Genomic DNA, 23,470 nt, shown 5'->3' with positions numbered 1-23,470 from the left:
CCCGAACTCTCGGGATTTCAGACAGCCCTTCAGCCTTAGAGCCGCAAGGGATACAGAGTTTTCTCTTGAGTTAGACACACCTGTGTTACCGGACAGGTTGCGGCTCGCGCCGATCAACTTTCCCCCCCAAAATTGTCGGGCAAAATTCGCCCGACATTGCATCATTTTTGTACGTGTTTCTTGACGCTCCGCTTGCTCGGCTACGCCGGCACCGAAACACTCCCAAAAATGACGCTGACAAGTGGATTTAGATGTATTTCTTCAATTCTGCAATGAAGTCAAAATTTTTCGTATCAAGGTATGGAGATTCGTAATAACTCGCACTCTCTTTCCCCGAGCCCTGCATGTATAAAAGCCCTGCCCCTTTGGTCTCAATAGGGGGGATGGTTTCAGGCGTTGCAGAACCAAACACCATTCTGTAACCTTCGCCGGAATTGGCACCCAACGCAATACGTAAGCCAAGGTTATCACGTAAGTCTGTATTCAGCGTATTAGCGTTCATTTGCTGAGCGGCGATCAAAATAAATACACCTGCCTGTCTACCAAGGAGAACTATTTGCTTGATACCATCCATTACCTCAGATACTAATTTTTTACTATCCTTGTCAGTACCACTCGCCTGAAATGCCCCCATTTCATCGAATACCAGCCATAGAGGCCTAGCAATAGAGGGATGGTCTGCAAAATTTGCACCGTACTTAAAATGTTCATTCATATAGTCATAACGTTTTTTCATCTCAGTAATTGCAAGACGAACCACACGAGCAATGTTATTAGGCGATGTAGCAACATGTTCTTCACCTAAGTAATGCGACAGTGAACCAAGGTCTGAATTTTTTGGGTCAGCCACAAATATTTCACAATTCCGCCTCAATAATTCCCGTAAAATGTAACTAATGAAAACGCTTTTTCCGCTACCCGTGCCCCCCGCAACCAGTATATGGGGACAGCGTGAGGGGTCATAGACAACCCCGTAGCCTAAGTCGATCTCTAGCGCGTCTGTTCGTCCGACATTATTACCCACAATCAGACGTTCAGGACGAGAACGAGCAAAATGATATTCACAAACAGATGGACGGTCAACTTTTTCAGATACAGCTACTTCAAAGAAAGATGAAAGCGCTTCATTTAAGCTATTCATTGCCTTTGTGAATTGATTGCCACGCTTCAAGGCATAAATTACGATTTCATTTTTTCTGATTAAGAATCCTAGCTCAGCAGAATCATAATCAGAATACAATCCATTTGCGGCAATAACGTATCTCAACCCTTTTGCTATACTAATACGCTCCTCAATTTGATGCTCTCTCATATATTTTTTACGACGGCGATACACTGCCATCCATAACAATAAAGCCATTACAGATAACAAAATTTTCATAAATACAGCAGGAAACACCGTAAGCGACAAAAATATCCAAAAAACACACGACCCAGTAAAAATTAAAAAAATTCGCTTAAAAAAATCGGATCGGCGCAACAATTTACTTCCTTCAATAGTCACAATATCGATTTGTTCTTTCTGCATCAGCGGAACCTCTGTAAAAATCTGACAATTTTCGATTTAAGATCATACCAAATTGCACCCATAACAGCAATAACAAATGGGAATCCAAATAACCACTCAACAGCCAGCCCTGCCGAATGAAACGTCAATAAAAGCATGAGTAAAACCACGGCTACGCAAATACACAATATTCCCTTCGTTTTATCTGACATCTATCAACACTCCTCTATCATTTTAGTATTCAATAGTTTTCAAATCCTTCTTATGTCCCTGTTCATGCGCTCTGAGACTCATATTCAAAGGGGGTCCATCAATGTAATAGGGGGCGAATTTTGTCGCATAAAGCACTTTTTCTGTATGTGCTTCAGCTTCTAATCTTCCTACTTTTTTCCAAAGATTATGAGCTAAAATTATATTAATAATCATGAACATGGACAAGGCAATGAAGACTAAGACCTTCAATATTGATTTTGCCCGGTGATATTTCGCCGGAGACCTGACCCTGACCATAAAATCCAATGCTTTCATTATCATTCTTTCACCTCTATTTTTTCCGCAGAACCAATAATTTCCAAAATTAAACTGTCCCAATTCAACCCCAAATGAGGAAAATCTTTGTACCATTTATCTGCTATTCTTTCTAAAGCTGGCTCAGATATAGTAATATTTTTAATAACTTCCCCTTCCGATGTCTCAAATGCCATGTCATATCCCCCCCTGTCATAGATTAACGGTAATCATTAAAATCAATTGTCTTGCCCTGCTCAATATCATCCAATAGGGTCGAACCAGTCTGAAAATGATGGTGAGATTCGGCATATTCCTTTGCAATGAGAGTCTCCTTAACGTACTTCCCGTTCACCCTACCTTCAAATATAGTTTCCAACCGTTCTTGCGCATTCACCACATCTACATGATGAGGAGACACAACCGGCACACCTGAAATTTTTCCCCCTTCTTCATGAAGCTTTTTCACCTGTTTTGCTGACATTTCTTCGAACATGACAATCCCTCCTAGTTTTATATCATGTCATCATTTTGATGACAATATCAGTATAACACATCGCCGGATTATTGTCATCAATTTGATGACAATTAAAAAATTAAAAAAATAAAAGAACATAATTTAGCCCTATGCTCTTTTACTATACTAATTAGATTTTTTGTTCGCTTCTTAGCTTCAGAAGACCAGCCTTAACAATGAGACGTATACAATACCCTGTAGTCACCCATTTTACAGAGAAAGAACCGGGCAAGTCCTGCTTCATTTTATCTATACCTTTCAAAACATCATCGTTTAAATCAAGAGTTGTACGACTCTCCTCGGTCTTCTCTATCCCATTCAAATCATCTAAAGGAAATTTTTCGTCTCTTATTTTTTTCCAACATTCGCCATCTTTTAAACTTGATTTTGTATCGATATATGCTTTAGAAACAACATAACCTTGATTGAGCTTCAACCCATTAAATTCATTTTCATAATTTTTTTTTAAAATCTTTATGCCTTTTAACGTATCAATCGACAATCTTACTGTCTGCCTCATTATAGCCCTCCTTTCTTGGTGGGAATGGTGGGGGTGATTACCTTAAATTTAGGGCATTTCACACATTCTATATTTTAATGAACCTTTTAAAATAGGTTTTTTCAATTCAATTTATCCTACGTGTTTATTCCCACTCGATCGTTGCCGGCGGCTTCGACGTGATGTCGTAGACAATCCGGTTGACGTGCTCGACTTCGTTGACAATGCGCGTCGAAACTTTCTCCAGTACTTCCCACGGGATCCGTGCCCAGTCGGAAGTCATGCCGTCGATTGAAGTGACAGCGCGGATAGCGACGCAGTGATCGTAGGTGCGGCCGTCACCCATGACGCCGACACTCTGGATGTTCGGCAGCACAGTGAAGTACTGCCAGATGTCGCGGTCGAGTCCGGCTTTTTTGATTTCTTCGCGGAGGATAGCATCGGATTCACGAACGATCTTCAGCTTGTCCTCCGTGATCGCGCCGAGGATGCGGATGCCGAGCCCGGGCCCCGGGAACGGCTGGCGCCAGACGATGGCATCGGAAATGCCGAGTTCCGTGCCGAGCTTGCGCACTTCGTCCTTGAACAGTGTATTCAGCGGTTCGATCAGTTTAAATTTCATATCCTTCGGCAGGCCGCCGACATTGTGGTGCGACTTAATGTTCCGCGACGAACCGCCCGCACCGCTTTCCACAACATCCGTGTAAAGCGTCCCCTGCACAAGGAAGGAGATATCCTCAAGTTTATTGGCTTCATCCTGGAAAAGATAAATAAATTCATTGCCGATAATTTTGCGCTTGCGTTCCGGATCGCTGACACCTTCCAGTTTGTCCAAAAAGCGCTTTTTGGCATCAACATGGATAAAATTCATATGAAAATGATTTTTGAACGTATCGATAACGCCTTCCGCTTCGCCTTTGCGAAGCAGGCCGTGGTCGACAAAAATGCAGGTCAGCTGTTTGCCGATTGCTTTGTGGACAAGCACTGCCGCAACTGAAGAATCGACACCGCCGCTCAGCGCGCACAATACTTTGCGATCGCCGGCCGTTTCGCGGATTTTTTCGATTTGCTCATCAATAAAGTGTTCCATCGACCAGCTTTTTTCCGCACCGCAGACCGAGTAAACAAAATTTCTCAGCAGCTCGTTGCCGTATACGGAGTGGCGCACTTCGGGATGGAATTGAACCGCATAGACTTTTTTCGCCGGATTTGCCATCGCTGCAACCGGGCACGATTCGCTGCTTGCTTCAATGGCAAAACCTTCAGGAAGCGTCTTAACCAGGTCGCCGTGGCTCATCCATACCGTCTGTGTTGCCGGCAGGCCGTGGAACAGGGCGCTGTCCGTATTTGCGGTAATGTCGGCTTTCCCGTATTCTCTGCGCGCCGCACGCTCCACGGTCGCTCCGTAGTGCTTGCTGATCAATTGAAGGCCGTAACAGATCCCAAGGATCGGCAGGCCCAGATCGAAAATAGCCGGATCGCAGTCCGGGGCATCCGGATCATAAACACTGTTGGGTCCGCCTGAAAAGATAATGCCTTTTGGGTTCTTTTCCTTAATTTGTTCCGCGGTCAGCGTATGCGGAAACAGCTCACTGTATACACCCAGGTCACGAATGCGTCTTGCGATCAGCTGGTTGTACTGACCGCCGAAATCCATGACGATAATCAAGTTATTCGGTTCTGCCATCCTGCTCTCCACCCCATCTATTTTAATCGTCCGCTTGGTCTTCGCAAATAGTCCATCGGATACGATTCATTTAAAAAGCCGGAGGCCGGGAGGCTTCCAGTTTTCGCGACGCATTATTTACCATCCGCAACATTTGAATCACTTTTCTTATTTTAACAATGAATACAGGGTTCATCAACCCATCAGACCAAATAGCGCAGATAAACATAGACGGTGCTGATCACGAGCGACAGAAACATTACCGGAAGACCGGCTTTCATAAAAGCGGCAAACGTTATCGGACAGCCTTCTTTCTCCGAGATTCCGGCGACGATCAGATTGGCGCTCGCGCCGATCAGAAGGCCGTTGCCGCCGAGGCAGGCACCGAGCGACAGGCTCCACCACAACGGCTCCAGATTGACGATACCCATGTGTCCCATGTCCTGAATCAGCGGAATCATCGTCGCTACAAACGGAATGTTGTCGACAACGGAAGAGGCAATGGCGCTCATCCAGAGAATCAGAAATGTCGTCGGCACTGTCCTGCCTCCCGTCAGCCCCAAAACGAAACCGGCAGAACGGGCAATCACGCCTGTCTCCACCAGCCCGGCAACGAGAACGAACAAGCCGGTGAAGAAAAAAATCGTTGGCCATTCCACGGCGGAAAGCGCCTGCTCCATGTATCGCTCACCGGTCAGCAAGAGGAGAAGAAAAGCACCGGCCAGCGCAACCGTCGCCGTCCCGACTCCGAGTCTCTGATGGAGAAAAAAGCCGAAAATCGTCAGCAGCAAAACGAACAGTGACTTGATCAGGAGCGGCAGGTCCGTAATTTCGTCGCGAGCATTCAGATCGGCAAGCCTTTCCGCCGCGTCCCGGCGCACGTGCAGCTGCTTCCGGTAAAAAAAGATCAAAAAAGAAAGCACGGCAAGCGCGATGATCAGGATGACCGGCGTCAGATTCGTGATAAAATCCATAAAGCTCAGATCCTTGACCGCGCTTCCGATCATGATATTGGGCGGATCGCCGATCATCGTCGCCGTCCCGCCGATGTTGGCCATGAAAATCTCCGACATCAGAAACGGAACCGGCGAGAGTGCCAGTTCCCTGGCGATGCTGAATGTCACGGGAACGACGAGCAGCACGGTCGTCACATTATCGAGGAAGGCCAAGCCGAATGCCGTAATCAGCGAAAACACCGTAAGCAGGGCGACAGGACGGCCGTTCACCTTCTTTGCCGCCCAAATGGAAACGGCCTTGAACAGTCCCGTCCGGGCAGTCACTGCAACAATAATCATCATGCCGACCAGAAGGCCGAGAGTGTTGAAATCGATATGGCGTATTGCAGTATTCTGATTAAGAACGCCGAGGAACAGCAGCAGCGCGGCAGCGAGCATGACGACGATCGTCCGGTGAATTTTCTCGGCCATTATGAATCCGTAGGAGAGAACAAAAATGGCAATGGCTAAAATGGCTCCGACTGGCAAGCAAAACAGATCCTTTCCAAGATTCAGTTATTGATAAGTGCTAAGGAAAATTTTTCTAAAACCCGGCCATTTATTTTCTTCAAGACGGCAGCTGTGCCCGGTTACATTTGATTTTCCGTTTCATGAAATGCTTTTCCAGGAAACAGAACGGATCAGCTGAAGCTGAAACAGGTGGGTAATAAAGGGCGCATAAACATTTTTACGGACAATGACCTGAAATTCGCCGCCTTTCCGCGCGTAAAACAGGATATCCGTGTAGATTTTATCACTGTCGAAGAATTGTCTGACGGCGCGCAGACGGTTTAACGCCTCGCCCGTTTTCGCCTTGATCAGAAATTCAACATCGTCTTCATTTTTTTGTTCGGTCAAAGCGATCAGTGAATCGTTGACCTGATAGATCAGTTTATCCATTCCGGGATCTCCCTTCCACTACATCAGATATCTGACATAAATATAACCCATCGCCATAGTTACTGAAACAAGCATCACGGGAAAACCGACCAGCAGATAACGGGTAAATGAGATCAAACGTCCCTCTTTCGCCGCGAGTCCGGCGACAATCAGATTGGCGCTGGCCCCAATGAGTGAACCGTTTCCTCCAAGGCAGGCACCGAGCGCAAGACTCCACCACAGCGGATCAAGACTGCCGATGCCCATCCGTCCCATATCCTCTATCAGCGGAATCATCGTCGCGACAAACGGAATGTTGTCCATAAACGCCGAAGCCATAGCGCTCAGCCATAGAACAAGAAAAGAAGCGGCAGTCAGATTACCGGCAGTCAGATCAATCGCCGATTGTGCAAGATGATTCATGATGCCCGTTTCAATCAAACCGCCGACAAGGACAAACAGGCCAAGAAAGAAAAATATCGTCGGCCACTCAACGGAACTGAGCGTGTGTTCCAGTGTCTTTTCCCCTGTCAGCACCAACAGCAGAAAAGCACCGGCCAGTGCAACCGTCGCAGATTCCGCGTGGATCAACGGGTGAATGAAGAAGCCGAAAATAGTCAGAGCCAGAATCGAAACGGCTTTAATCATCGTGATTTTATCTGTAATTTCATTTTTTTCATCCATGGCCATCAGATGATCTCTGGCCTGATCGGACGTATGGAGCTTTTTTCGGTAAAGAATCAAAATAAACAGCATGACCGCTGTTCCGACTAATAGTGAAATCGGAGCAAGGTGCACGATAAAATCGATAAAGTCGATACTCCCGGCTGCGCTTCCGATCATGATATTGGGCGGATCACCGATCATCGTTGCTGTGCCGCCGATATTGGCCATAAGAATTTCTGTGATAAGGAACGGCATCGGATCGATTTTCAGCTGCCGGCTCATACTGAATGTCACCGGGACCATCAGCATGACTGTGGTTACATTGTCGAGGAAGGCCGAACCGACAGCCGTCATTGCGGCAAAGATAATGAGCAGGGGAAGCGGTCTGCCCTTTACCCTTTTTCCGAGCCCGATCGCCACGTACCGGAATAGGCCTGTTTCCTCCGTAACCGAAACGATGATCATCATGCCGATCAGCAGACCGATTACATTAAAATCAATATGTTCGAGAGCCGTATGCTGACTAATAACCCCGGAAAAAATCATCAGCGAACCGCCGATCATTGCTGAAATTGTCCTGCTGATTTTTTCAGAAATGATGGCACCGTAGGAAATGATAAAGATCGCAATCGCCAGATAAGCTGCCGTCCCCATTTCATTTCCTCCTTCGAAAGTCCGTATGATCAAAAAAAAATAAAAAGAGCCCGTTTTGACAGGCTCCTCCAAATACGTTCATGTTATTCAGCTGTTTCTGCAATAACAATAACGGATTACATACGCCGCTGTCAATCTTTTTCTTCGGCCGCGGACTGCAGTCTGTAAATCCGCGCATAAAAAAAGAGACCCCCTCAACAAAGGGCCCAATAATAAAAACAGGGGGAAGTTACATTGCTTTCGAACATCTAAAGCATACTGCGCCTTTCTTAAAAATCAATTAACTTGTTCTACAAATTGAAATTCTTTATTTCCCCGTGCCGCAGATTCTCCGCAACTTCCTGTTTTTACATGATATATTTTCGATGCGGACGTTCAAAATAAAGGCGAATCCGATTCGGGAGGTGAAAAAACATGGCACAGCAGGAAAACAATATGGGAAATAACTTCTTGCCGTTTTTGGCCGCATGCGGAGCCGGTGCGGCAACATATGTATGGCTGCGAAACAATCGGGGCTCAATTCCGCAGTTCGTTCAGCAGCCGATGCAGCAGATGGGCAAAACGGCACAGCAGATCGCCGGAGCGTTCAATCCTCAGGGTTAATCCGTTCCACATTTTTTAATATATTGAACAGGCCCCCCGCCGCAAACGGCCCGGGGCTTGCTCAGTTTTGAACCGATCGGCGCGGCACCTCCATTTTATAGACAAAAAGGCTCTCTGCAGTAACACAGAGAGGTGAGTTAAAAAAGGATGGCAATTGTAACAGAAGGTAATTCATATTATACAACTAGGAATTGTATTATTTCAATATTAAAAGCAAGAATATCTTTACAAACCCCGTATTTATTTTAAAAAATGTGATTCGCCTATCTTTCGAAACGCTTTTTCCTTGAAAATCATCATTTTTTTTGATGTGTCCTGTTAAATAGACGTTTCTGGCAGTATGAAAAGAACATACATTCGTGTATAATAGAAAACAAAAAAAGGTGATCTTATGCTGACTGACTTTGAAAGAAAGATCGCACAAATCATGCGGAATGATTCGGCGGCAGGAAGAATAACACTGGTTAGCGATCTGGAACAGCGCACCGGCCATGACGCAGAAGAAATTGAAAAAGCCATTGAGAAAGCCAAGCACACTTCAAAAAAGGACGGAGGACTGCTGCCATGAATAAATTAACCAAGGGAAGCAACCTGCGCTGGGAATCCAGCCGGATGATGCTGCCGGAACATGTTCAGGCGCTCAGGCAGGACGAGGCGGATCTGGGAAAAAAGAAACGTCCGTCTCTGGATGACCAGGAACTGGAGACATTAAATCGGACACTCAGTGAAGCGCTGTCCGGAAGCAAACGGGTTGCGCTTCGCTATTATCAGAACGGATATATAAAAAAGAGCATTTGCTGCGTTGAAAAATTAGATACAGCTCGGCGGCAGCTGAAGATATGTGACGTGCACGGGCCGGGCAGTTGCATCTCATTGATGGATATCGTCGAGATAAAGTTAGCGGATCCGGCAGCGGATCCATTTAGCGGCATGTAAAAAACGGATATAATATCGGCGATCTTTCTTCCGGCGGCGTCTCATAAGCCGATGTTTCGACTTGGAGACGTCTCTTTTGATGAAAGCAGCGTTCTCTTTAGATCGAATACTTCTTTATCTGAATCTGCCGGCAGCAGAACGGGCGAAGGGTGTTTAATGTCATTACAGCAGATAGATAACCGTTTGGTTCCGCGGTTGATGCGGATGGGGAAACAAACAATTCATATTTCGATTATTCGTACTCATTGATTTCGAACCATTTACCGGCGATTTTGATCATTTACTAATGATTCTCCGGCTGTATTGATCATTCCGGACCATGCACTCCGATCATAGTCTCAAAATACCTTGATCGGTACGATTTTTCGCAGATTGGCCCCAAAAATGCAGATGTTCCCCTAAATCGGGCATCACTCCCTGTTACCCGACCATTATCATCAACGGATTCTCCATCGGATCGGTCCGTCAATGTGAAACAGGATTCCATCTCCTGCCTTTTTTGGTTTGTTAAAAACTCTTGTACTGCGTTTTTTATAAAAAAAAGCCCTGCAGAGCAAATCAGAACATTTTGCCCATACAGGAACTGTAAAACACTCCCCCAAGTTATCGTATCAAAATGAACTATACAAAAAATGAACATCTATCTTCTCTGCTGCTGCAGTAACGGTTAACTGTCATTTATGCCGCGTCAATGGAAAAAGCGGCGTTCCATTTTTCTATTCCTTATAAAATGATTTCACATCTCAGTGAAGAAACTGTCGGGCGCCCGAATCCCGATGCCGAACTGAAGACATGGAACTTCGGGCCGTGGAATAAATAGTCCACCGAAAATATTTGGCGGAGCCGGCCTGCTGAATGCCTCGATAAATTGTGAGCGGAATAATCGATGAAATTTATAATGATCCGACTTCTTTTTAGGGCCTGATAAAAAGCATAGGAAGCGAGGTTTATTCAACGGATTTTGCTATCACATCGGCCTAGTCGTGAAGCATATCAAAATTCAAAAACAGGTAACGCCCGCGGGTCTCCGGCCACACATACATCTCTGCCTGCAGAGGCAGGTGTCGGTCCGGAACAGGTTATGAACCTTTCCTGACCAAAAAGAATGCGAAGCCGCGACTTCAACCATACTTTGCCCGGAGCGGGTCATGGACCGCCCTTGGCCGCATGGACAATGAGGGTAATCTGTACGCCGTCCGGCCATGAAAAAAAGAGCGTCTCTCTTATGTTCGGCGAACACTTGAGAAACGCCCATTTAAATGGATGGCCCGTAAAAAAACCATCGGATGGATCTATATAACCTGCAGCCCCTGATCGAACCGGGGATTCAGGATTTTTTACATCATGCCGCCCATTCCGGCGCCGCCGGCCGGTACTTGCGGTTCCGGATGTTCTTCCGGCTTATCGGCGACAACGGCTTCCGTTGTCAGGAGCATAGCCGAGACGGAAGCGGCGTTCTGCAGTGCGTAACGAGTCACTTTGGTCGGGTCGACGATGCCGACTTCAATCATATCTACCCATTCGTCCTTGGCAGCGTCATAGCCGATACCCGGTTTCTGACCCTTCAGCTTTTCAACAATGACAGAGCCTTCGAGTCCGGCGTTTTCGCCAATCTGGCGAACCGGTTCTTCCAGAGCGCGGATGACGATGTTCACACCGGTCTTCTCATCGCCCTCTGCATCAACTGCGGCAACATCCTTAATCACATTGGCCAGCGCCGTGCCGCCGCCGGCAACGATACCTTCCTGAACGGCAGCGCGTGTCGAGTTCAGTGCGTCTTCAATGCGCAGTTTGCGTTCTTTCAGTTCTGTCTCGGTTGCAGCGCCGACTTTGATAACGGCTACGCCGCCGGCCAGCTTTGCCAGACGTTCCTGCAGCTTTTCTTTATCGAAATCAGAAGTGGTTTCTTCAAGCTGTGCCTTGATCTGGCCGACACGTCCGCCGATCTTCTCGGAATCGCCGGCACCTTCGACAATCGTCGTGTTGTCTTTTGTTACGATGACTTTTCCGGCCGTGCCGAGTTGATCGATCGTTGTGGATTTGAGGTCGAGTCCGAGGTCTTCCGTGATCACTTGGCCGCCGGTCAGGACTGCGATATCTTCAAGCATAGCCTTTCTGCGGTCGCCGAAGCCCGGTGCTTTAACAGCGACTGCATTGAACGTACCGCGAAGTTTATTGACAACGAGAGTGGCCAGTGCTTCGCCTTCAACGTCTTCGGCAATAATCAGCATTGATTTGCCCTGCTGAACGACTTTCTCAAGAATCGGCAGGATTTCCTGAATGTTGGAAATCTTTTTATCCGTAATCAGAATGTACGGATTTTCAAGAGAAGCTTCCATTTTATCCTGGTCGGTGACCATATAAGCCGACGCATAGCCGCGATCGAACTGCATACCTTCAACCACATCCAGCTCGGTTGCAAAGCCTTTGGATTCTTCAATCGTAACGACACCGTCGTTGCCGACTTTTTCCATTGCTTCGGCAATCAGTTCGCCGACTTTTTCGTCCGCTGAAGAAATGGCGGCAACCTGTGCAATCGATGCCCTGCCTTTGATCGGCTTGGAAATTTTCTTCAGGCCTTCAACGGCAGCTTCCGTCGCTTTTTCAATCCCGCGGCGAATGCCCATCGGATTGGCACCGGAAGTCACGTTTTTCAGGCCTTCGCGGATCATCGCCTGAGCGAGAACCGTAGCGGTCGTTGTTCCGTCGCCGGCTACATCATTTGTCTTGCTGGCTACTTCGGAGACAAGACGTGCGCCCATGTTTTCGAATTTATCTTCAAGCTCAATTTCCTTGGCAATCGTCACACCGTCATTTGTAATCAGCGGTGAGCCGTATTTTTTGTCCAATACAACGTTGCGGCCTTTCGGCCCGAGCGTTACTTTCACTGCATCTGCCAGAACGTCAACGCCGCGAAGCATCGAGCGGCGGGCTTCTTCGCTAAACTTAATTTCTTTTGCCATCGTGGATAGTCCCTCCTGAATATTAATCGATTGATTTATTCAATGACTGCCAAAACGTCGTCCTGACGAACAACCAGGTAGGTCTTGCCGTCATATTTGACTTCCGTACCGGCGTATTTTGAGAAGAGGACCTTTTCTCCCTCTTTTACATCCAGTGCAATGCGTTCACCTGCATCAGAAACTTTGCCTGCACCGACAGCAACAACCCGTCCTTCTTGCGGCTTCTCCTTCGCCGAGTCCGGCAGCACGATACCACTTGCAGTTTTTTCTTCTTTTTCTTGTGGTTCGATAACGATGCGATCACCCAATGGCTTTAACATGAAAGAAATACCCTCCTTAAATTGAATGTTAAGTAAAGTACTTTGTTAGCACTCTATTCGTCCGAGTGCTAATCCATTTAATATAATAATCAATTCCATTTTGATTTGCAAGCTTTTCATAAAGAAAACTTGCCGATCGGCCGGCCTTCAGGCAAAGCCGGAAGCTTAGTTGCGATGCCGCGGGCAGCCGGGCGACGGACAGGCCGCGGATGCAGTATCTTTGTCCGCCTGCTTATACCTATGACTTGCTGAAACTTTATACTTATAAAACAGGATGCACAATAGGCCGCGGATCGGCGGCCTGATTTCGGCCCGTTATCCTCTCTCTGTTTCCGAAAGCGGCCTGTTTGAGATAAGAGCCCCGCTCTGCCCGGAACAGGCATGCCGGCCGAAGGCATATATTCCGCCAACGGACGAATATTATGGGGAGATGAACCAACAGGTTCGGTAATATGGAAAAGGAGAGGCACACGCCGCTATGTTAAAATAGGATGTATGAGCGCGGCGGCGCATCAAAAGAATCCTGTTTCTGATCGGAAACCGCGCCGGTTCCCCCCTCAAAGCCCTGATAAAATTTTCGAGAACACGAGGTGTCGTCGCTTGACGAAAAGATACATATCCATTGTCATTATTTATCTGATTTGTTTTCTGTCGCCTTTGATTCCCGGTTTCGCCTGGCTGACCGGATTTTTTCCTAAAGGCCAGGGCTACGGCGTCGTCATGACCGCGATATTTTTTCTGACATTGATTATCGTGCTGTTACTCCTGCTTCCTGAACGTTACATACGAAACGGGGAACGCGCGCCGGCGAGTGTATCTCTTCTATGGGCGGTCGGCGGCGTTTTGGCACTGTTCGCCCTGCAGATTCTGGCATCGCTGATCAATACTTTCATATTCGGCGAACCTTCGCAATCGGCACACACCCAGAGTGTCGTCCAAATCGCACGGATGTCGCCGCTGTTTTTGCTGGCAGTCGCTGTCATCGGTCCGATGCTGGAAGAAATCGTCTTCCGGAAAATCATTTACGGCAGCCTGAAGAAGAAAATGGGCTTCATTCTTGCTGCATCGATCAGCTCGCTTATCTTTGCCTTCGGACATTTGGATTTTCAGCATCTTCTCATTTATTTCGTCATCGGATTCTTTCTCTGCTATGCCTACAAGAAAACGGGGAGGATTGCCGTCAACATGTTTATGCATGCCGCGATGAATGCGACCGTTGTCGCGATCAGCCTGACGCTCTCGTCGCCGTCGTTTATCCAGCTGACAGGTCATTAAAAAAACACGGGATCCGCCGGGGTCCCGCGTTTTTCATTATTATCCTTCATCGTCTTCCAGTGCCGTCAGAATTTCCGGACCGTCCTTCGTGATCGCCAGCGTGTGCTCATACTGAGCGGAAAGCGATCCGTCAATTGTCCGTGCCGTCCAGCCGTTGCTGTCGATTTTTGAACGCCAGTCGCCGATATTGAGCATCGGTTCAATCGTAATCGTCATGCCGTCCCTGAGGCGGAGCCCGCGCCCCTGTTTGCCGTAATGAGCGACCGGCGGATCTTCATGCATCGTCGGCCCGATGCCGTGGCCGACAAACTCGCGTACAACGCTCAGCCCTCTGGACTCGGCATATTCCTGAATGGCGTGGCCGATATCGCCCAGCCGGTTGCCGACGACGGATTGCTTGATCCCCTCATACAGGGCTTCCTTGGTCGTCTTCAGCAAATGCTCCGCTTCATCGGAAATGGTTCCCACTCCGTAACTCCACGCCGAATCAGACAGCGCGCCGTTCAGATTGACCACCATGTCGATCGTCACGATATCGCCGTTTTTCAGCGGCTTTTTATTTGGAAATCCGTGGCAGATCTCGTCATTGACCGAAGCGCATGTGGCAAAGCGGTAACCTTGAAACCCCTTCTCCTCCGGAGTCGCTCCGTGCTTTTCAAGAAAGTCATTGACGAATTCCTCGATTTCCCATGTGGTTATTCCCGGTTTAATCATCGATTTGATTTTCTTGTGCGTCAGCGCAAGCAGCTGGCCGGACTTTTTCATTTCGGCAATTTCTTTTTTTGACTTTAACTGTATCATACGTACGTTCCACCTCTGTATCGTTTCTCCAGGGCCTTTTTATAAAGATCGGCATTTTTGGCAGTCTGTTCCCCCGGAGCATCACGATTGTATTTTACCACTTTATTTATGCCGGAATCATTCGGATTGTTTTTCCTCTATCCCGTGATTCAGAAAATAGATCAAAGCCTGAAGCTCCACTGTCATGTCGACATGCCGTACATACACATCCGGAGGAAGAGAAAGTCTGACGGGAGAAAAATTTAAAAAGCCGCGGATTCCCGATGCCATCGCCTGTTCAGCCGCACCCTGCGCCTGATCCGCCGGAACCGTTAATATGGCCGCAGCAATGTCATGGTTGTCATCGGCTGCCAGATCCCCCATATAATGAATGACTGTACCGCCGATCTGCTGTCCGATTTTCAAAGGATTGATATCATAGGCTTTTACAATCTGCGTATTATTATTTTTTCTAAAGTTATGATTCAGGAGGGCCGTCCCGAGGTGACCGACACCGATCAAGATCACCTTGGACAGTTCGTCCTGATAAAGTGTTTTACCTAAAAAATCAAGCAGGCGCTGAGTATTGTATCCGTATCCCTTTCTCCCCAGCGCCCCGAAATAGGAAAAATCCTTTCGAATCGTTGTTGAATCTACCTGCACGATCTTTCCCAGCTCCGAAGACGAGATCCGTGTTTTTCCGATAGACACGAGATGCTGCAGAGATCGGTAGTAGATCGGCAGCCGCTCGGCCGTTGCCTGCGGCACTCTTTGATTTGACATCGTTTCATAACCCTCCCATGAAATGCCCGGAGGCGCGTCCGCTAATGTTTGATACCTGCCGGGACATCCTTTCTACACTATACATCATTCAGCAATTGATTTGTTTGAATTAGATCGCCGTACTTTTTTCACAGCCCCTGCCTTTCTGCTGCACAGTTGCCGAATAAAACAGGATTAGGCTACAATGAATAATGAATGAGGAACCATACCTGACTAATTGAAAGCATGTGCCGCATTATTTCAGCGTGCCCTGGCTTTTTGAGGTGAACGTAAATGATACTTCTGCAAACAAATAAGATCAGCAAATCTTTTGCTGCTGAACTTATTTTATCGAATATCTCGATTGAGGTGAAGTTTGGAGAACGCGTTGCGCTGGTCGGGCGCAACGGCGCCGGAAAATCGACACTTCTGAAAATCATCGCCGGCGTGATGAGCGCCGACAGCGGTGAGGTGATCATCCCCAAGGACCGAACAATCGGCTACCTGCCGCAGAATGCCACACTGAATTCCAAGAAGGGGATCTATGACGAGCTGCTGACGGTTTTCAGTCCGCTGACCACCATGGAAAAGAAGCTCCGCAAGATGGAAGAGAAAATGGCCGACCCCGGACGCTTCTCAAACAGCCAGGACTACGACCAGCTGCTCGGGACCTATGACGCGCTTCAGGCAGAATATAAATCAAAGGGCGGCTATACCTACCAATCCGAAATCCGCAGTGTGCTGAACGGCCTGAATTTCGGCGGATTTCCGGATGCAACGCCTGTCGGCAATCTTTCCGGCGGCCAGAAAACGCAGCTCGCCCTCGGTAAATTATTATTGATCAAACCCGATCTGCTCATTCTTGACGAACCGACCAACCATCTGGACATTGAAACGCTGACATGGCTCGAAGGATATCTGCAGCGTTATAGCGGAAGCATCCTCGTCGTCTCGCACGACCGTTATTTTCTCGACAAGATAGCTACTAAAGTTTATGAAATCGCCAACCATTCCGCACGAAAATATAGCGGCAATTATTCCCGCTATCTTGAACTGAAAGCGGCCGAATACGAAACCGCGATAAAAAATTACGATAAGCAGCAGAAGGAAATCGCCCGTCTGGAAGATTTTGTACAGAAAAATATTGTACGCGCCTCTACAACCAGACGGGCGCAGAGCAGACGCAAACAGCTGGAAAAAATGGATGTTCTGGAAAAACCGTACGGTGAGGAAAAATCGGCCAGTTTTTCTTTTGACATTGAAAAACAAAGCGGACGCGATGTACTCACCGCCGTCGATTTAGCGGTTGGCTACTCTTCCGGGGCCGCGATGATTTCCGGACTGAACTTTCATATTACGAGAGGCGAACGGGTGGCGCTGGTCGGACCGAACGGCATCGGCAAATCGACCTTGCTGAAATCGATAGCCGGCGGGTCGACGAAGCTGGCCGGCGAAATCAGGCTCGGGAGCCACGTCACCACTGGTTACTATGACCAGGAACAGACGAGGCTGACATCGGGAAAAACGGTGCTCAATGAACTGTGGGACGACTATCCGCAGGAGCCGGAGAACGAGATCCGCAATGTGCTTGGAGGATTTCTTTTTTCCGGCGACGACGTCTCCAAGCTTGTTTCTCAGCTCAGCGGCGGTGAAAAAGCGCAGTTAATGCTGGCTAAGCTGATGATGCGGCACGACAATCTGCTGATTCTCGACGAACCGACCAATCATCTTGACCTTGACAGCAAGGAAGTGCTGGAGGCGGCACTGGCAGATTATTCAGGCACCATCTTATTCGTTTCCCACGACCGCTATTTTATCAACAATATCGCTACCCGCGTCTTCGAACTCTCAAGAGACGGCATCACGGAATATCTGGGCGATTATGATTATTATATCAACAAGAAAGCGGAAAATCTGCAAATCGCCGAGCTGGATGCGCAATCTGCCCCCGTCCGGAAACAGGCCGAGGAACCCGACGCCGGAAAGCAGCACTTTTTAAAGGATAAAGAACAGAAAAAAAAGAGGCGGCAGCTTATCCGCTCAATTGAGCAGCTCGAAACCGAGATCAGCCGTCTTGAAGCGGTCATCGATAAAAATGAACAGTCCCTGCTTATGCCTGAAGTTTTCAATGATACACAAAAGGCTCGGGACGTTCAGGAGCAAATCGAGAAAGATAAGGAAACACTCGGCAGACAAATGGAAGAGTGGGAAAAGGCTCAGCTTTCATTGGATGAGATTCCCGAATAAAAGCGGAATCGGATGAACGGATCGTGTCGTACACAGGCCGGGCCAGGTGAATGGAACAGCCCGGTACAAAAAGAACCGGAGTGAAATATTTTGATAAAATTTCACTCCAGTTTGTGCATCCGAGAATTCTTTTTATCAGCGTTTTCCTGAATGAATCCCCATCAATTTCTCAGAAGTCTTCGATTGCCAGATTCGGGCTGCCGTTCAGCGACAAATCCGCCCGCATGCCCTTCAGAAAACCGATCGTTCCTGCAGCCGCAATCATCGCCGCATTATCCGTGCACAGCCCGAGCGGCGGGATCACAAGCGGGATACCGCGTGTTTCAGCCGCCCCGGCCATTTCTTTTCTGACCTGACTGTTAGCCGAAACGCCGCCGGCGACCAGCAGCTGCCGAACTTCATACCTGCCTGCGGCCATCATCGTTTTCTTCACAAGCACTTCGGCAACGCTGGCCTGAAAACTGGCGGCGACATCGGCTTTGCTGATCTCCCGGCCCCGCTGTTTCTCGTTGTGAATATAGTTGATGACCGCCGACTTCAGACCGCTGAAGCTGAAGTCGAGCGAACCCTGTTCAAGCCATGCTCTCGGAAAGTCAATGGACGCGCTCCCCTGCCCTGCCAGACGGTCGATCTCCGGCCCTCCGGGATAAGGAAGACCGAGCGTCCGCGCTACCTTATCAAACGCTTCTCCGGCAGCGTCGTCCCTCGTCGTACCAATCACCCGATAAGAACCATGCTCCGGCATGAGAACCAGTTCGGTGTGGCCTCCCGAAACAACCAGGGCGATCAGCGGAAACTGAAGTTCATGAACAAAGCGGTTGGCATAAATGTGCCCCGTGATATGATGCACGGGAACGAGCGGAATGCGGTGTGCAAAAGCGAGCGCTTTGGCTGCGTTTACGCCGACAAGGAGCGCCCCGATCAGTCCCGGTCCCTGAGTGACCGCTATGGCATCCAGATCGTTCCAGGAAATACCCGACTCTTCCATCGCCGCCTCACAGACGATCGTAATCTGATCGACGTGATGGCGTGAAGCGACTTCCGGAACAACACCTCCAAAACGTCTGTGAATGTCTATCTGCGAAGCTACGGCATTGGCAAGAATTCTTGTTCCGTTTTCGACTACCGCCGCCGCCGTCTCGTCACAGCTTGTCTCAATTCCCAATATTATCGTTTTCCGGTTTATATTCAGATTCATATTTTCACCCACATGATTAGTGCATCTTCGCCATTATTGGAATAATAGTTTTTACGAATGCCGCCGCCGCTAAATCCGAGTTTGCGATACAGATTTTTAGCAATATCGTTGGTCACGCGGACTTCCAGACTGATCGTTCTCGCATGTTTCACTTTCGCATGAAGCATCACTTTGCGGAGCAGCGTTTCGCCGATTTTGAATCCCCGGTAGCCGCTCAGTACGGCAATGTTTGTAATATGCGCTTCATCAACGATCACCCACACGCCGCAGTAGCCGATGATTTTCCCGCCATATTCGGCAACAAAATAAGTGGCAAACTGGTTGCTGAGCAGTTCATTTTCAAACGCCTGGCGCGACCAGGGGACATCAAAAGCACTGTGTTCCACGATCATGACCTGGTCAATATCGCCATATGTCATCTCCCGGATATTTAACGCCTCTAACTCTTTCATATTCATCTCTCCTGCCGGCGGGCCAGCCACTTTGTCTCAGCCTCCGCCAAACGAAGATAGGAGGGCAGAAAGTGATGAATGTCCGGAACCGGCTGTTTTTCCTCACCGAGCCGCGCGAGTTCGGACGCACGCGGTATATTTTGCGGCTTATCGCCGAAAACGGCCGCAGGCACCTTGATCAGACAGTCATTCCACTTCTCCAGATCATTGCTTAAAAAAAGCAGCGGCTCATGCAGCTTTTTTAATTCGTCAATCCAGTCTTTAATCATTACCAGACGGTCCGGCTGCACCGGAACGGTTTTGCCTTTTTGGTTTTTGTAGAGACCTGCGAAAACCTGGCCCCGCCGCGCATCAAAAAACGGCGCGATGTACCCGTCAAAGTACCGCCCGTTCTGCGCCACAATCTCCAGGCTTGACACACCGACCAGTTCTTTTTTTAAAGTCCAGGCCAGCGTCTTCGCAATGGTCACACCTATTCTCAGTCCCGTATAGGATCCCGGTCCCTGGGCGACCGCAATCCGATCAAGATCCCCGGGGCTCATGCCCGCATCATCGAGCAGCTCCGCAACAGCGGGCATCAGGCGTTCCGAATGATTTTTCCGGCTGTTGGTCATTCGTTCGCCGAGCACCTTGCCGCCCGATATGACCGCAACTCCCATGACCAAATTGGACGAATCAATCGCAAGTACATTCATTCTCTGAAATCTCCCTGTATAAACTCTCAGCTCTTCGGCCGTGTGCCATGAGCGTGAGCTTTCTGTTATGGTCGTCAATCCGCTTGATGGCTATCGATAAATAATCCTTCGGAAGCCAGGACTGTATATTTTCCGCCCATTCGATGACTGTGACCCCTTCCCTGTCAAAGTAATCTTCCAGGCCGATATCCTCATCGTCATTGATCCGGTATACATCCATATGATAAAGGGGCACACGTCCGCCCATGTATTCCTTCACAATAGTAAAAGTCGGGCTGCTGACCCTTTCACTGATTCCCAGCCCCTTGGCCAGCCCTTTGGTGAAAACGGTCTTTCCGGCCCCGAGATCCCCGGAAAGCGTCAGCACATCTCCGGACTGTAAATATCCGGCGATTCTTTCAGATAAAGCCATTGTTTCTTCGGGGGAATGACATATCCATTGACACACGGCAATCACCCTCATCACTGATTAAAAGGATTATATCCTGATTTGGCGAATCCTGTACAGCCCGCCCGATCTGAGAAATACTCCCGGGCCGCTCTCAGAACCGGACATATGGTCTATTTGGATAACGACGAAGATCTATCCGATATTGCAGCAGGATCAAACCCTTTCTCATACAATCTTCCTGATAAATAGGAATCGATCTTCCGGAAAACGGCAGGCGCCGGTCAGAGAAAGTATCGCCATACAGCCCTATCCATCCGGAACCGATACAGCTTTTCCATCTGCCGCAAAGAACGGCTCGCCGGCATACAATCCCCTCACCCTCAGCAATCCTGTCCGGGCAGATCCGCTGCTCTTCCTCCTGATTAGCCTGGGAAAGGGGCCTGCCATCCACCGATTTTTTCACGATCTGCGGATCATGCCGTCTTATCGAAACAATCGTGAAAATAAAAGCAAGCTATCTTCCGTTTCCAACATTCATACAAACATAGTGTACCATAATCATACAACAATTTCTTTGCCGGAACCCGTCTGTAAGATCAAGGCTCTGTATACCTGAAAACCAACAGATGCCAGCCGCTTCATCTGAACACTGCCCTTGCCCGGCACCGAGAACCTGTTACATATAAAAAAATATGTGTATCCCCCTCAACTCATGTATCCAGCCGGGCTGCGTGAAAGTGCCGTCAATTTCTCTGAAAAACGCTCGTTTTACACGAGCGGCAGTCTACTCTTTTGAATATTCCTGCGGACGGCGATTTATTCCGCTGAAAAAGAAGATATCCTGCACGGGCAGACGTTACCGGCGGAATCGCCCGATCCTTTTCTTCGGCCGGTTGCATAGCCCTGTAAATCGTGGCGAAAATGGTCGGGAAGTAAGGGTGTATTATCATTAGGTCGCCGCTGACCATCAGTTATAATGAACGAAACTAGCCCCTTGATCGCAGATACGTGGGTTAATTGGAGTAAGATAAAACTTAGGATCTACTCTCCAAACAGAGCCATCATACGAAAGGAGCTAGCACTATGAATCCTAACACAAAATATGTCGGATTGGATGTTTCCAAAGAAAAAATCGCGGTCGCCGTCGCTGAGGAAGGAAGAAGCCAGCCCCGTTATATCGGGATGATCCTCTATCGGGAGAAGTCGCTGGGCAAACTCATGGAGCAGTTGGGAGACGGGGACCCCGAGCAGCTTCGGGTCTGCTATGAAGCCGGGGTGGACCGGCTAGGGCCTTTATCGCTGGCTGAGCGCCCGGGGCATCGCCTGTGACGTCGTGGCTCCCTCCCTCATTCCCAGAAAACCCGGGGACCGGATCAAAACCGACCGCCGGGATGCGCCCCAGCTGGCCGCCCTCTATCGCGCCGGAGCCCTGACGCCGATCGATGTGCCCACAGAGGAGGATGAAGCCCTGCGCGATCTGGTCCGGGCCCGGGAGGACGTGAAAGAGGATCAGCTGAGGGCGAGACACCGGCTGGCCAAATTTCTTCTGCGCCACGGCATCAGGGAACCGCAGGGGGTGAGAAAATGGAGCGGCCGGTATCAGCAATGGCTGGACCGGCTGACCTTCGAGCGCCCGTCGTCCCGGGTTGCCTTTGAGGAATACCGGCAGGTGCTGGAAGAAATCGGGGCCCGGCTGCAGCGCCTGGAAAAAGAGATCGCGCACCAGGCGCAGGCCGGAGCCCGAGCGCCCCTGATTCAGGCCCTGCAGGTGTTCCGCGGCATTTCCGTCATTACGGCGGCCAGCCTGGTTGCCGAGATCGGCTCTTTCCAAAGGTTTCGGACGGCCCGGGCCTATATGGCTTATACGGGGCTGGTTCCCGGCGAACGTTCCAGCGGGGACAGCCGGCGGCAGGGACGGATCACCAAAACGGGCAATCGGCATATCCGCCGGCTCCTCGTCGAAGCTGCGTGGCACTACCGGTGTCAGCCGATCGTCAAAGGAGCTCTGAAAAAGCGCCAGGAGGGCCAGCCGGCCGAGCGGTTAAGCCTCTCCTGGAAGGCCCAGACCCGGCTGCACCGGAAATATAGCCGGCTGACGGGCCGGGGGAAGGAAGCCGGCAAGGTCATCGTCGCTGTCGGAAGAGAACTGGCCGGCTTTATCTGGGCGCTGGCCCGGCAGGTGGAGGCCCCGGCTCCCCGGGCTGCCGGATAAACGGCCGAAGAGAGGTCCGGACAGGACAGGGACTCGGTGAAAACAGATCAAGTACACAGCCTGGTGAATAGGGCTGGGAGGCAAAGATCAAAACCGTCAAGGAGAACGCACGGCAGCTTTACTTGTGCCAGCCGTCCAAACCGGTGAATGCACGCCATCAGTTCGTGCCAGCTCCCGAGACGGAAAGATAAAATGTGAAAATCCACGGATATCAGTCTGCCTATCGGCGTGAACATTTTTGCCTTCGAGCCGTGCGCCCCATCCTCAGGAAAAGAGGGAAAGCCGATGCCTATTTAATAACAGAAAAAGAAGAAACCCGAAAAGCGAAAGGGACGAAAAACGCCCCTCCGGTTAAAGTTACTCAAAAAGAGGCGTTTCCAAAAAAGTCAGCGAGGGCTATTGAAAGTTTCGTTCATATCAGTAAAGCGCAAAATATCAGCAGTTAAGCACGAAAAATCGACAGTAACAGTCAAAGAACTGACAGTAAACGAACTTAGATCAATAAGTGGGAATAATCAGAACAGCAAGCTGTACCCGATTAATTTAATCAATCATGACAAGGGGTTTATCGACCGGTTTCAGGGGTTTATCGGCCAAATTCGGAGGTCTACCGGCCAAATCCGGGGGTACCGGCCAAATCCGAGGGTCTACCGGCCGGATTCAGGGGCCTATCGGCCAAATTCGGAGGTCTACCGGCCAAATCCGGGGGTACCGGCCAAATCCGAGGGTCTACCGGCCGGATTCAG

General features: G+C 49.2%; 26 protein-coding genes. 8 read left to right on the top strand and 18 right to left on the bottom strand.

Annotation, left to right across the window (positions count from 1 at the left end; genetic code table 11):
• Positions 1-247: 247 nt before the first annotated feature.
• From Q6A92_RS14125 to Q6A92_RS14080, 10 genes are all read right to left on the bottom strand, one after another.
• The gene (locus Q6A92_RS14125; RefSeq protein ID WP_332238483.1) at positions 248-1,528 is read right to left on the bottom strand and encodes an FtsK/SpoIIIE domain-containing protein; all 1,281 of its coding nucleotides are present in this window, start codon (positions 1,526-1,528) and stop codon (positions 248-250) included.
• A complete protein-coding gene (locus Q6A92_RS14120) occupies positions 1,528-1,719 on the bottom strand; it encodes a hypothetical protein (RefSeq protein ID WP_332238482.1) in 192 nt (63 codons plus the stop codon). Before Q6A92_RS14120 ends, Q6A92_RS14125 begins: the two co-directional genes overlap by 1 nt.
• A 22-nt stretch (positions 1,720-1,741) precedes the next feature.
• A complete protein-coding gene (locus Q6A92_RS14115; RefSeq protein WP_332238481.1) occupies positions 1,742-2,035 on the bottom strand; it encodes a hypothetical protein in 294 nt (97 codons plus the stop codon).
• A 2-nt stretch (positions 2,036-2,037) separates the two neighbouring features.
• Positions 2,038-2,211 (bottom strand): hypothetical protein, encoded by a 174-nt coding sequence (locus Q6A92_RS14110; protein WP_332238480.1) that lies wholly within the window; start codon positions 2,209-2,211, stop codon positions 2,038-2,040.
• 23 nt (positions 2,212-2,234) lie between these two features.
• A complete protein-coding gene (locus tag Q6A92_RS14105; RefSeq protein ID WP_332238479.1) occupies positions 2,235-2,510 on the bottom strand; it encodes a hypothetical protein in 276 nt (91 codons plus the stop codon).
• Positions 2,511-2,661: 151 nt separating this feature from the next.
• Positions 2,662-3,051 (bottom strand): nucleotide pyrophosphatase, encoded by a 390-nt coding sequence (locus tag Q6A92_RS14100; RefSeq protein ID WP_332238478.1) that lies wholly within the window; start codon positions 3,049-3,051, stop codon positions 2,662-2,664.
• Positions 3,052-3,175: 124 nt separating this feature from the next.
• Positions 3,176-4,717, bottom strand: a complete 1,542-nt coding sequence (guaA, locus tag Q6A92_RS14095) for a glutamine-hydrolyzing GMP synthase (RefSeq protein ID WP_332238477.1) — start codon at positions 4,715-4,717, stop codon at positions 3,176-3,178.
• A 182-nt stretch (positions 4,718-4,899) separates the two neighbouring features.
• A complete protein-coding gene (locus Q6A92_RS14090; protein ID WP_332238476.1) occupies positions 4,900-6,180 on the bottom strand; it encodes an ArsB/NhaD family transporter in 1,281 nt (426 codons plus the stop codon).
• A gap of 120 nt (positions 6,181-6,300) precedes the next feature.
• Complete coding sequence (locus Q6A92_RS14085; RefSeq protein ID WP_274401929.1) at positions 6,301-6,591, bottom strand: hypothetical protein; 291 nt, start codon at positions 6,589-6,591, stop codon at positions 6,301-6,303.
• An 18-nt stretch (positions 6,592-6,609) separates the two neighbouring features.
• The gene (locus Q6A92_RS14080; RefSeq protein ID WP_332238475.1) at positions 6,610-7,890 is read right to left on the bottom strand and encodes an ArsB/NhaD family transporter; all 1,281 of its coding nucleotides are present in this window, start codon (positions 7,888-7,890) and stop codon (positions 6,610-6,612) included.
• Between the two features lie 414 nt (positions 7,891-8,304).
• Between Q6A92_RS14080 and Q6A92_RS14075 the strand changes: the two genes are divergently transcribed.
• From Q6A92_RS14075 to Q6A92_RS14065, 3 genes are all read left to right on the top strand, one after another.
• Positions 8,305-8,493, top strand: a complete 189-nt coding sequence (locus tag Q6A92_RS14075) for a hypothetical protein (protein ID WP_274401931.1) — start codon at positions 8,305-8,307, stop codon at positions 8,491-8,493.
• Between the two features lie 391 nt (positions 8,494-8,884).
• Positions 8,885-9,061 (top strand): hypothetical protein, encoded by a 177-nt coding sequence (locus tag Q6A92_RS14070; protein WP_274401932.1) that lies wholly within the window; start codon positions 8,885-8,887, stop codon positions 9,059-9,061.
• Positions 9,058-9,429 (top strand): YolD-like family protein, encoded by a 372-nt coding sequence (locus tag Q6A92_RS14065; RefSeq protein ID WP_332238474.1) that lies wholly within the window; start codon positions 9,058-9,060, stop codon positions 9,427-9,429. The genes Q6A92_RS14070 and Q6A92_RS14065 overlap by 4 nt, the downstream gene beginning before the upstream one ends.
• A gap of 1,337 nt (positions 9,430-10,766) precedes the next feature.
• Here Q6A92_RS14065 and groL read toward each other — a convergent pair.
• Both groL and groES read right to left on the bottom strand, forming a co-directional pair.
• Positions 10,767-12,392: a chaperonin GroEL gene (groL, locus tag Q6A92_RS14060; protein WP_274401934.1), complete on the bottom strand. Its 1,626-nt coding sequence runs from the start codon at positions 12,390-12,392 to the stop codon at positions 10,767-10,769.
• A 35-nt stretch (positions 12,393-12,427) separates the two neighbouring features.
• The gene (gene groES, locus Q6A92_RS14055) at positions 12,428-12,712 is read right to left on the bottom strand and encodes a co-chaperone GroES (RefSeq protein WP_274401935.1); all 285 of its coding nucleotides are present in this window, start codon (positions 12,710-12,712) and stop codon (positions 12,428-12,430) included.
• A 600-nt stretch (positions 12,713-13,312) separates the two neighbouring features.
• On the opposite strand from groES, the gene Q6A92_RS14050 reads away from it, so the two are divergent.
• Positions 13,313-13,987 carry a CPBP family intramembrane glutamic endopeptidase gene (locus Q6A92_RS14050; protein ID WP_332238473.1) on the top strand — a complete coding sequence of 225 codons (675 nt, stop codon included), beginning with the start codon at positions 13,313-13,315 and terminating at the stop codon, positions 13,985-13,987.
• A gap of 39 nt (positions 13,988-14,026) precedes the next feature.
• Here the strand turns inward: Q6A92_RS14050 and map are convergent, their stop codons facing one another.
• A complete protein-coding gene (gene map / locus Q6A92_RS14045; protein ID WP_332238472.1) occupies positions 14,027-14,788 on the bottom strand; it encodes a type I methionyl aminopeptidase in 762 nt (253 codons plus the stop codon).
• A gap of 117 nt (positions 14,789-14,905) precedes the next feature.
• On the bottom strand, positions 14,906-15,550 hold the full coding sequence (locus tag Q6A92_RS14040; protein WP_332238471.1) for a redox-sensing transcriptional repressor Rex: 645 nt from the start codon (positions 15,548-15,550) through the stop codon (positions 14,906-14,908).
• A 273-nt stretch (positions 15,551-15,823) separates the two neighbouring features.
• Here Q6A92_RS14040 and Q6A92_RS14035 point away from each other — a divergent pair, with 273 nt between their 5' ends.
• Entirely contained in the window at positions 15,824-17,776 is a 1,953-nt protein-coding gene (locus Q6A92_RS14035) for an ABC-F family ATP-binding cassette domain-containing protein (RefSeq protein ID WP_332238470.1), read from the top strand.
• A 169-nt stretch (positions 17,777-17,945) separates the two neighbouring features.
• Here Q6A92_RS14035 and tsaD read toward each other — a convergent pair whose 3' ends face one another.
• Genes tsaD through tsaE form a run of 4 tightly spaced genes read right to left on the bottom strand, consistent with a single transcriptional unit; the run spans position 17,946 to position 20,575 of the window.
• Complete coding sequence (gene tsaD, locus Q6A92_RS14030) at positions 17,946-18,962, bottom strand: tRNA (adenosine(37)-N6)-threonylcarbamoyltransferase complex transferase subunit TsaD (RefSeq protein ID WP_274401945.1); 1,017 nt, start codon at positions 18,960-18,962, stop codon at positions 17,946-17,948.
• A gap of 8 nt (positions 18,963-18,970) precedes the next feature.
• On the bottom strand, positions 18,971-19,426 hold the full coding sequence (gene rimI / locus Q6A92_RS14025; protein ID WP_274401940.1) for a ribosomal protein S18-alanine N-acetyltransferase: 456 nt from the start codon (positions 19,424-19,426) through the stop codon (positions 18,971-18,973).
• A 2-nt stretch (positions 19,427-19,428) separates the two neighbouring features.
• Positions 19,429-20,121 carry a tRNA (adenosine(37)-N6)-threonylcarbamoyltransferase complex dimerization subunit type 1 TsaB gene (tsaB, locus tag Q6A92_RS14020; protein ID WP_332238469.1) on the bottom strand — a complete coding sequence of 231 codons (693 nt, stop codon included), beginning with the start codon at positions 20,119-20,121 and terminating at the stop codon, positions 19,429-19,431.
• On the bottom strand, positions 20,102-20,575 hold the full coding sequence (gene tsaE, locus Q6A92_RS14015) for a tRNA (adenosine(37)-N6)-threonylcarbamoyltransferase complex ATPase subunit type 1 TsaE (protein ID WP_443029732.1): 474 nt from the start codon (positions 20,573-20,575) through the stop codon (positions 20,102-20,104). Before tsaE ends, tsaB begins: the two co-directional genes overlap by 20 nt.
• A gap of 1,020 nt (positions 20,576-21,595) precedes the next feature.
• On the opposite strand from tsaE, the gene Q6A92_RS14010 reads away from it, so the two are divergent.
• From Q6A92_RS14010 to Q6A92_RS14000, 3 genes are all read left to right on the top strand, one after another.
• Positions 21,596-21,841 carry a hypothetical protein gene (locus Q6A92_RS14010; RefSeq protein WP_332238468.1) on the top strand — a complete coding sequence of 82 codons (246 nt, stop codon included), beginning with the start codon at positions 21,596-21,598 and terminating at the stop codon, positions 21,839-21,841.
• Positions 21,842-21,845: 4 nt separating this feature from the next.
• Complete coding sequence (locus Q6A92_RS14005) at positions 21,846-22,724, top strand: IS110 family transposase (RefSeq protein WP_332238467.1); 879 nt, start codon at positions 21,846-21,848, stop codon at positions 22,722-22,724.
• Positions 22,725-22,918: 194 nt separating this feature from the next.
• Positions 22,919-23,170, top strand: coding sequence for a hypothetical protein (locus Q6A92_RS14000; protein WP_332238466.1), 252 nt, complete (start codon positions 22,919-22,921; stop codon positions 23,168-23,170).
• The last annotated feature ends 300 nt before the right edge of the window (positions 23,171-23,470 follow it).

The sequence above is a fragment of the Sporolactobacillus sp. KGMB 08714 genome, from assembly GCF_036598985.1.
Lineage (GTDB): Bacteria > Bacillota > Bacilli > Bacillales > Sporolactobacillaceae > Sporolactobacillus.
The sequence above is the reverse complement of the archived record's forward strand: the minus strand, read 5'-3'. Positions and strand labels throughout refer to the sequence as shown.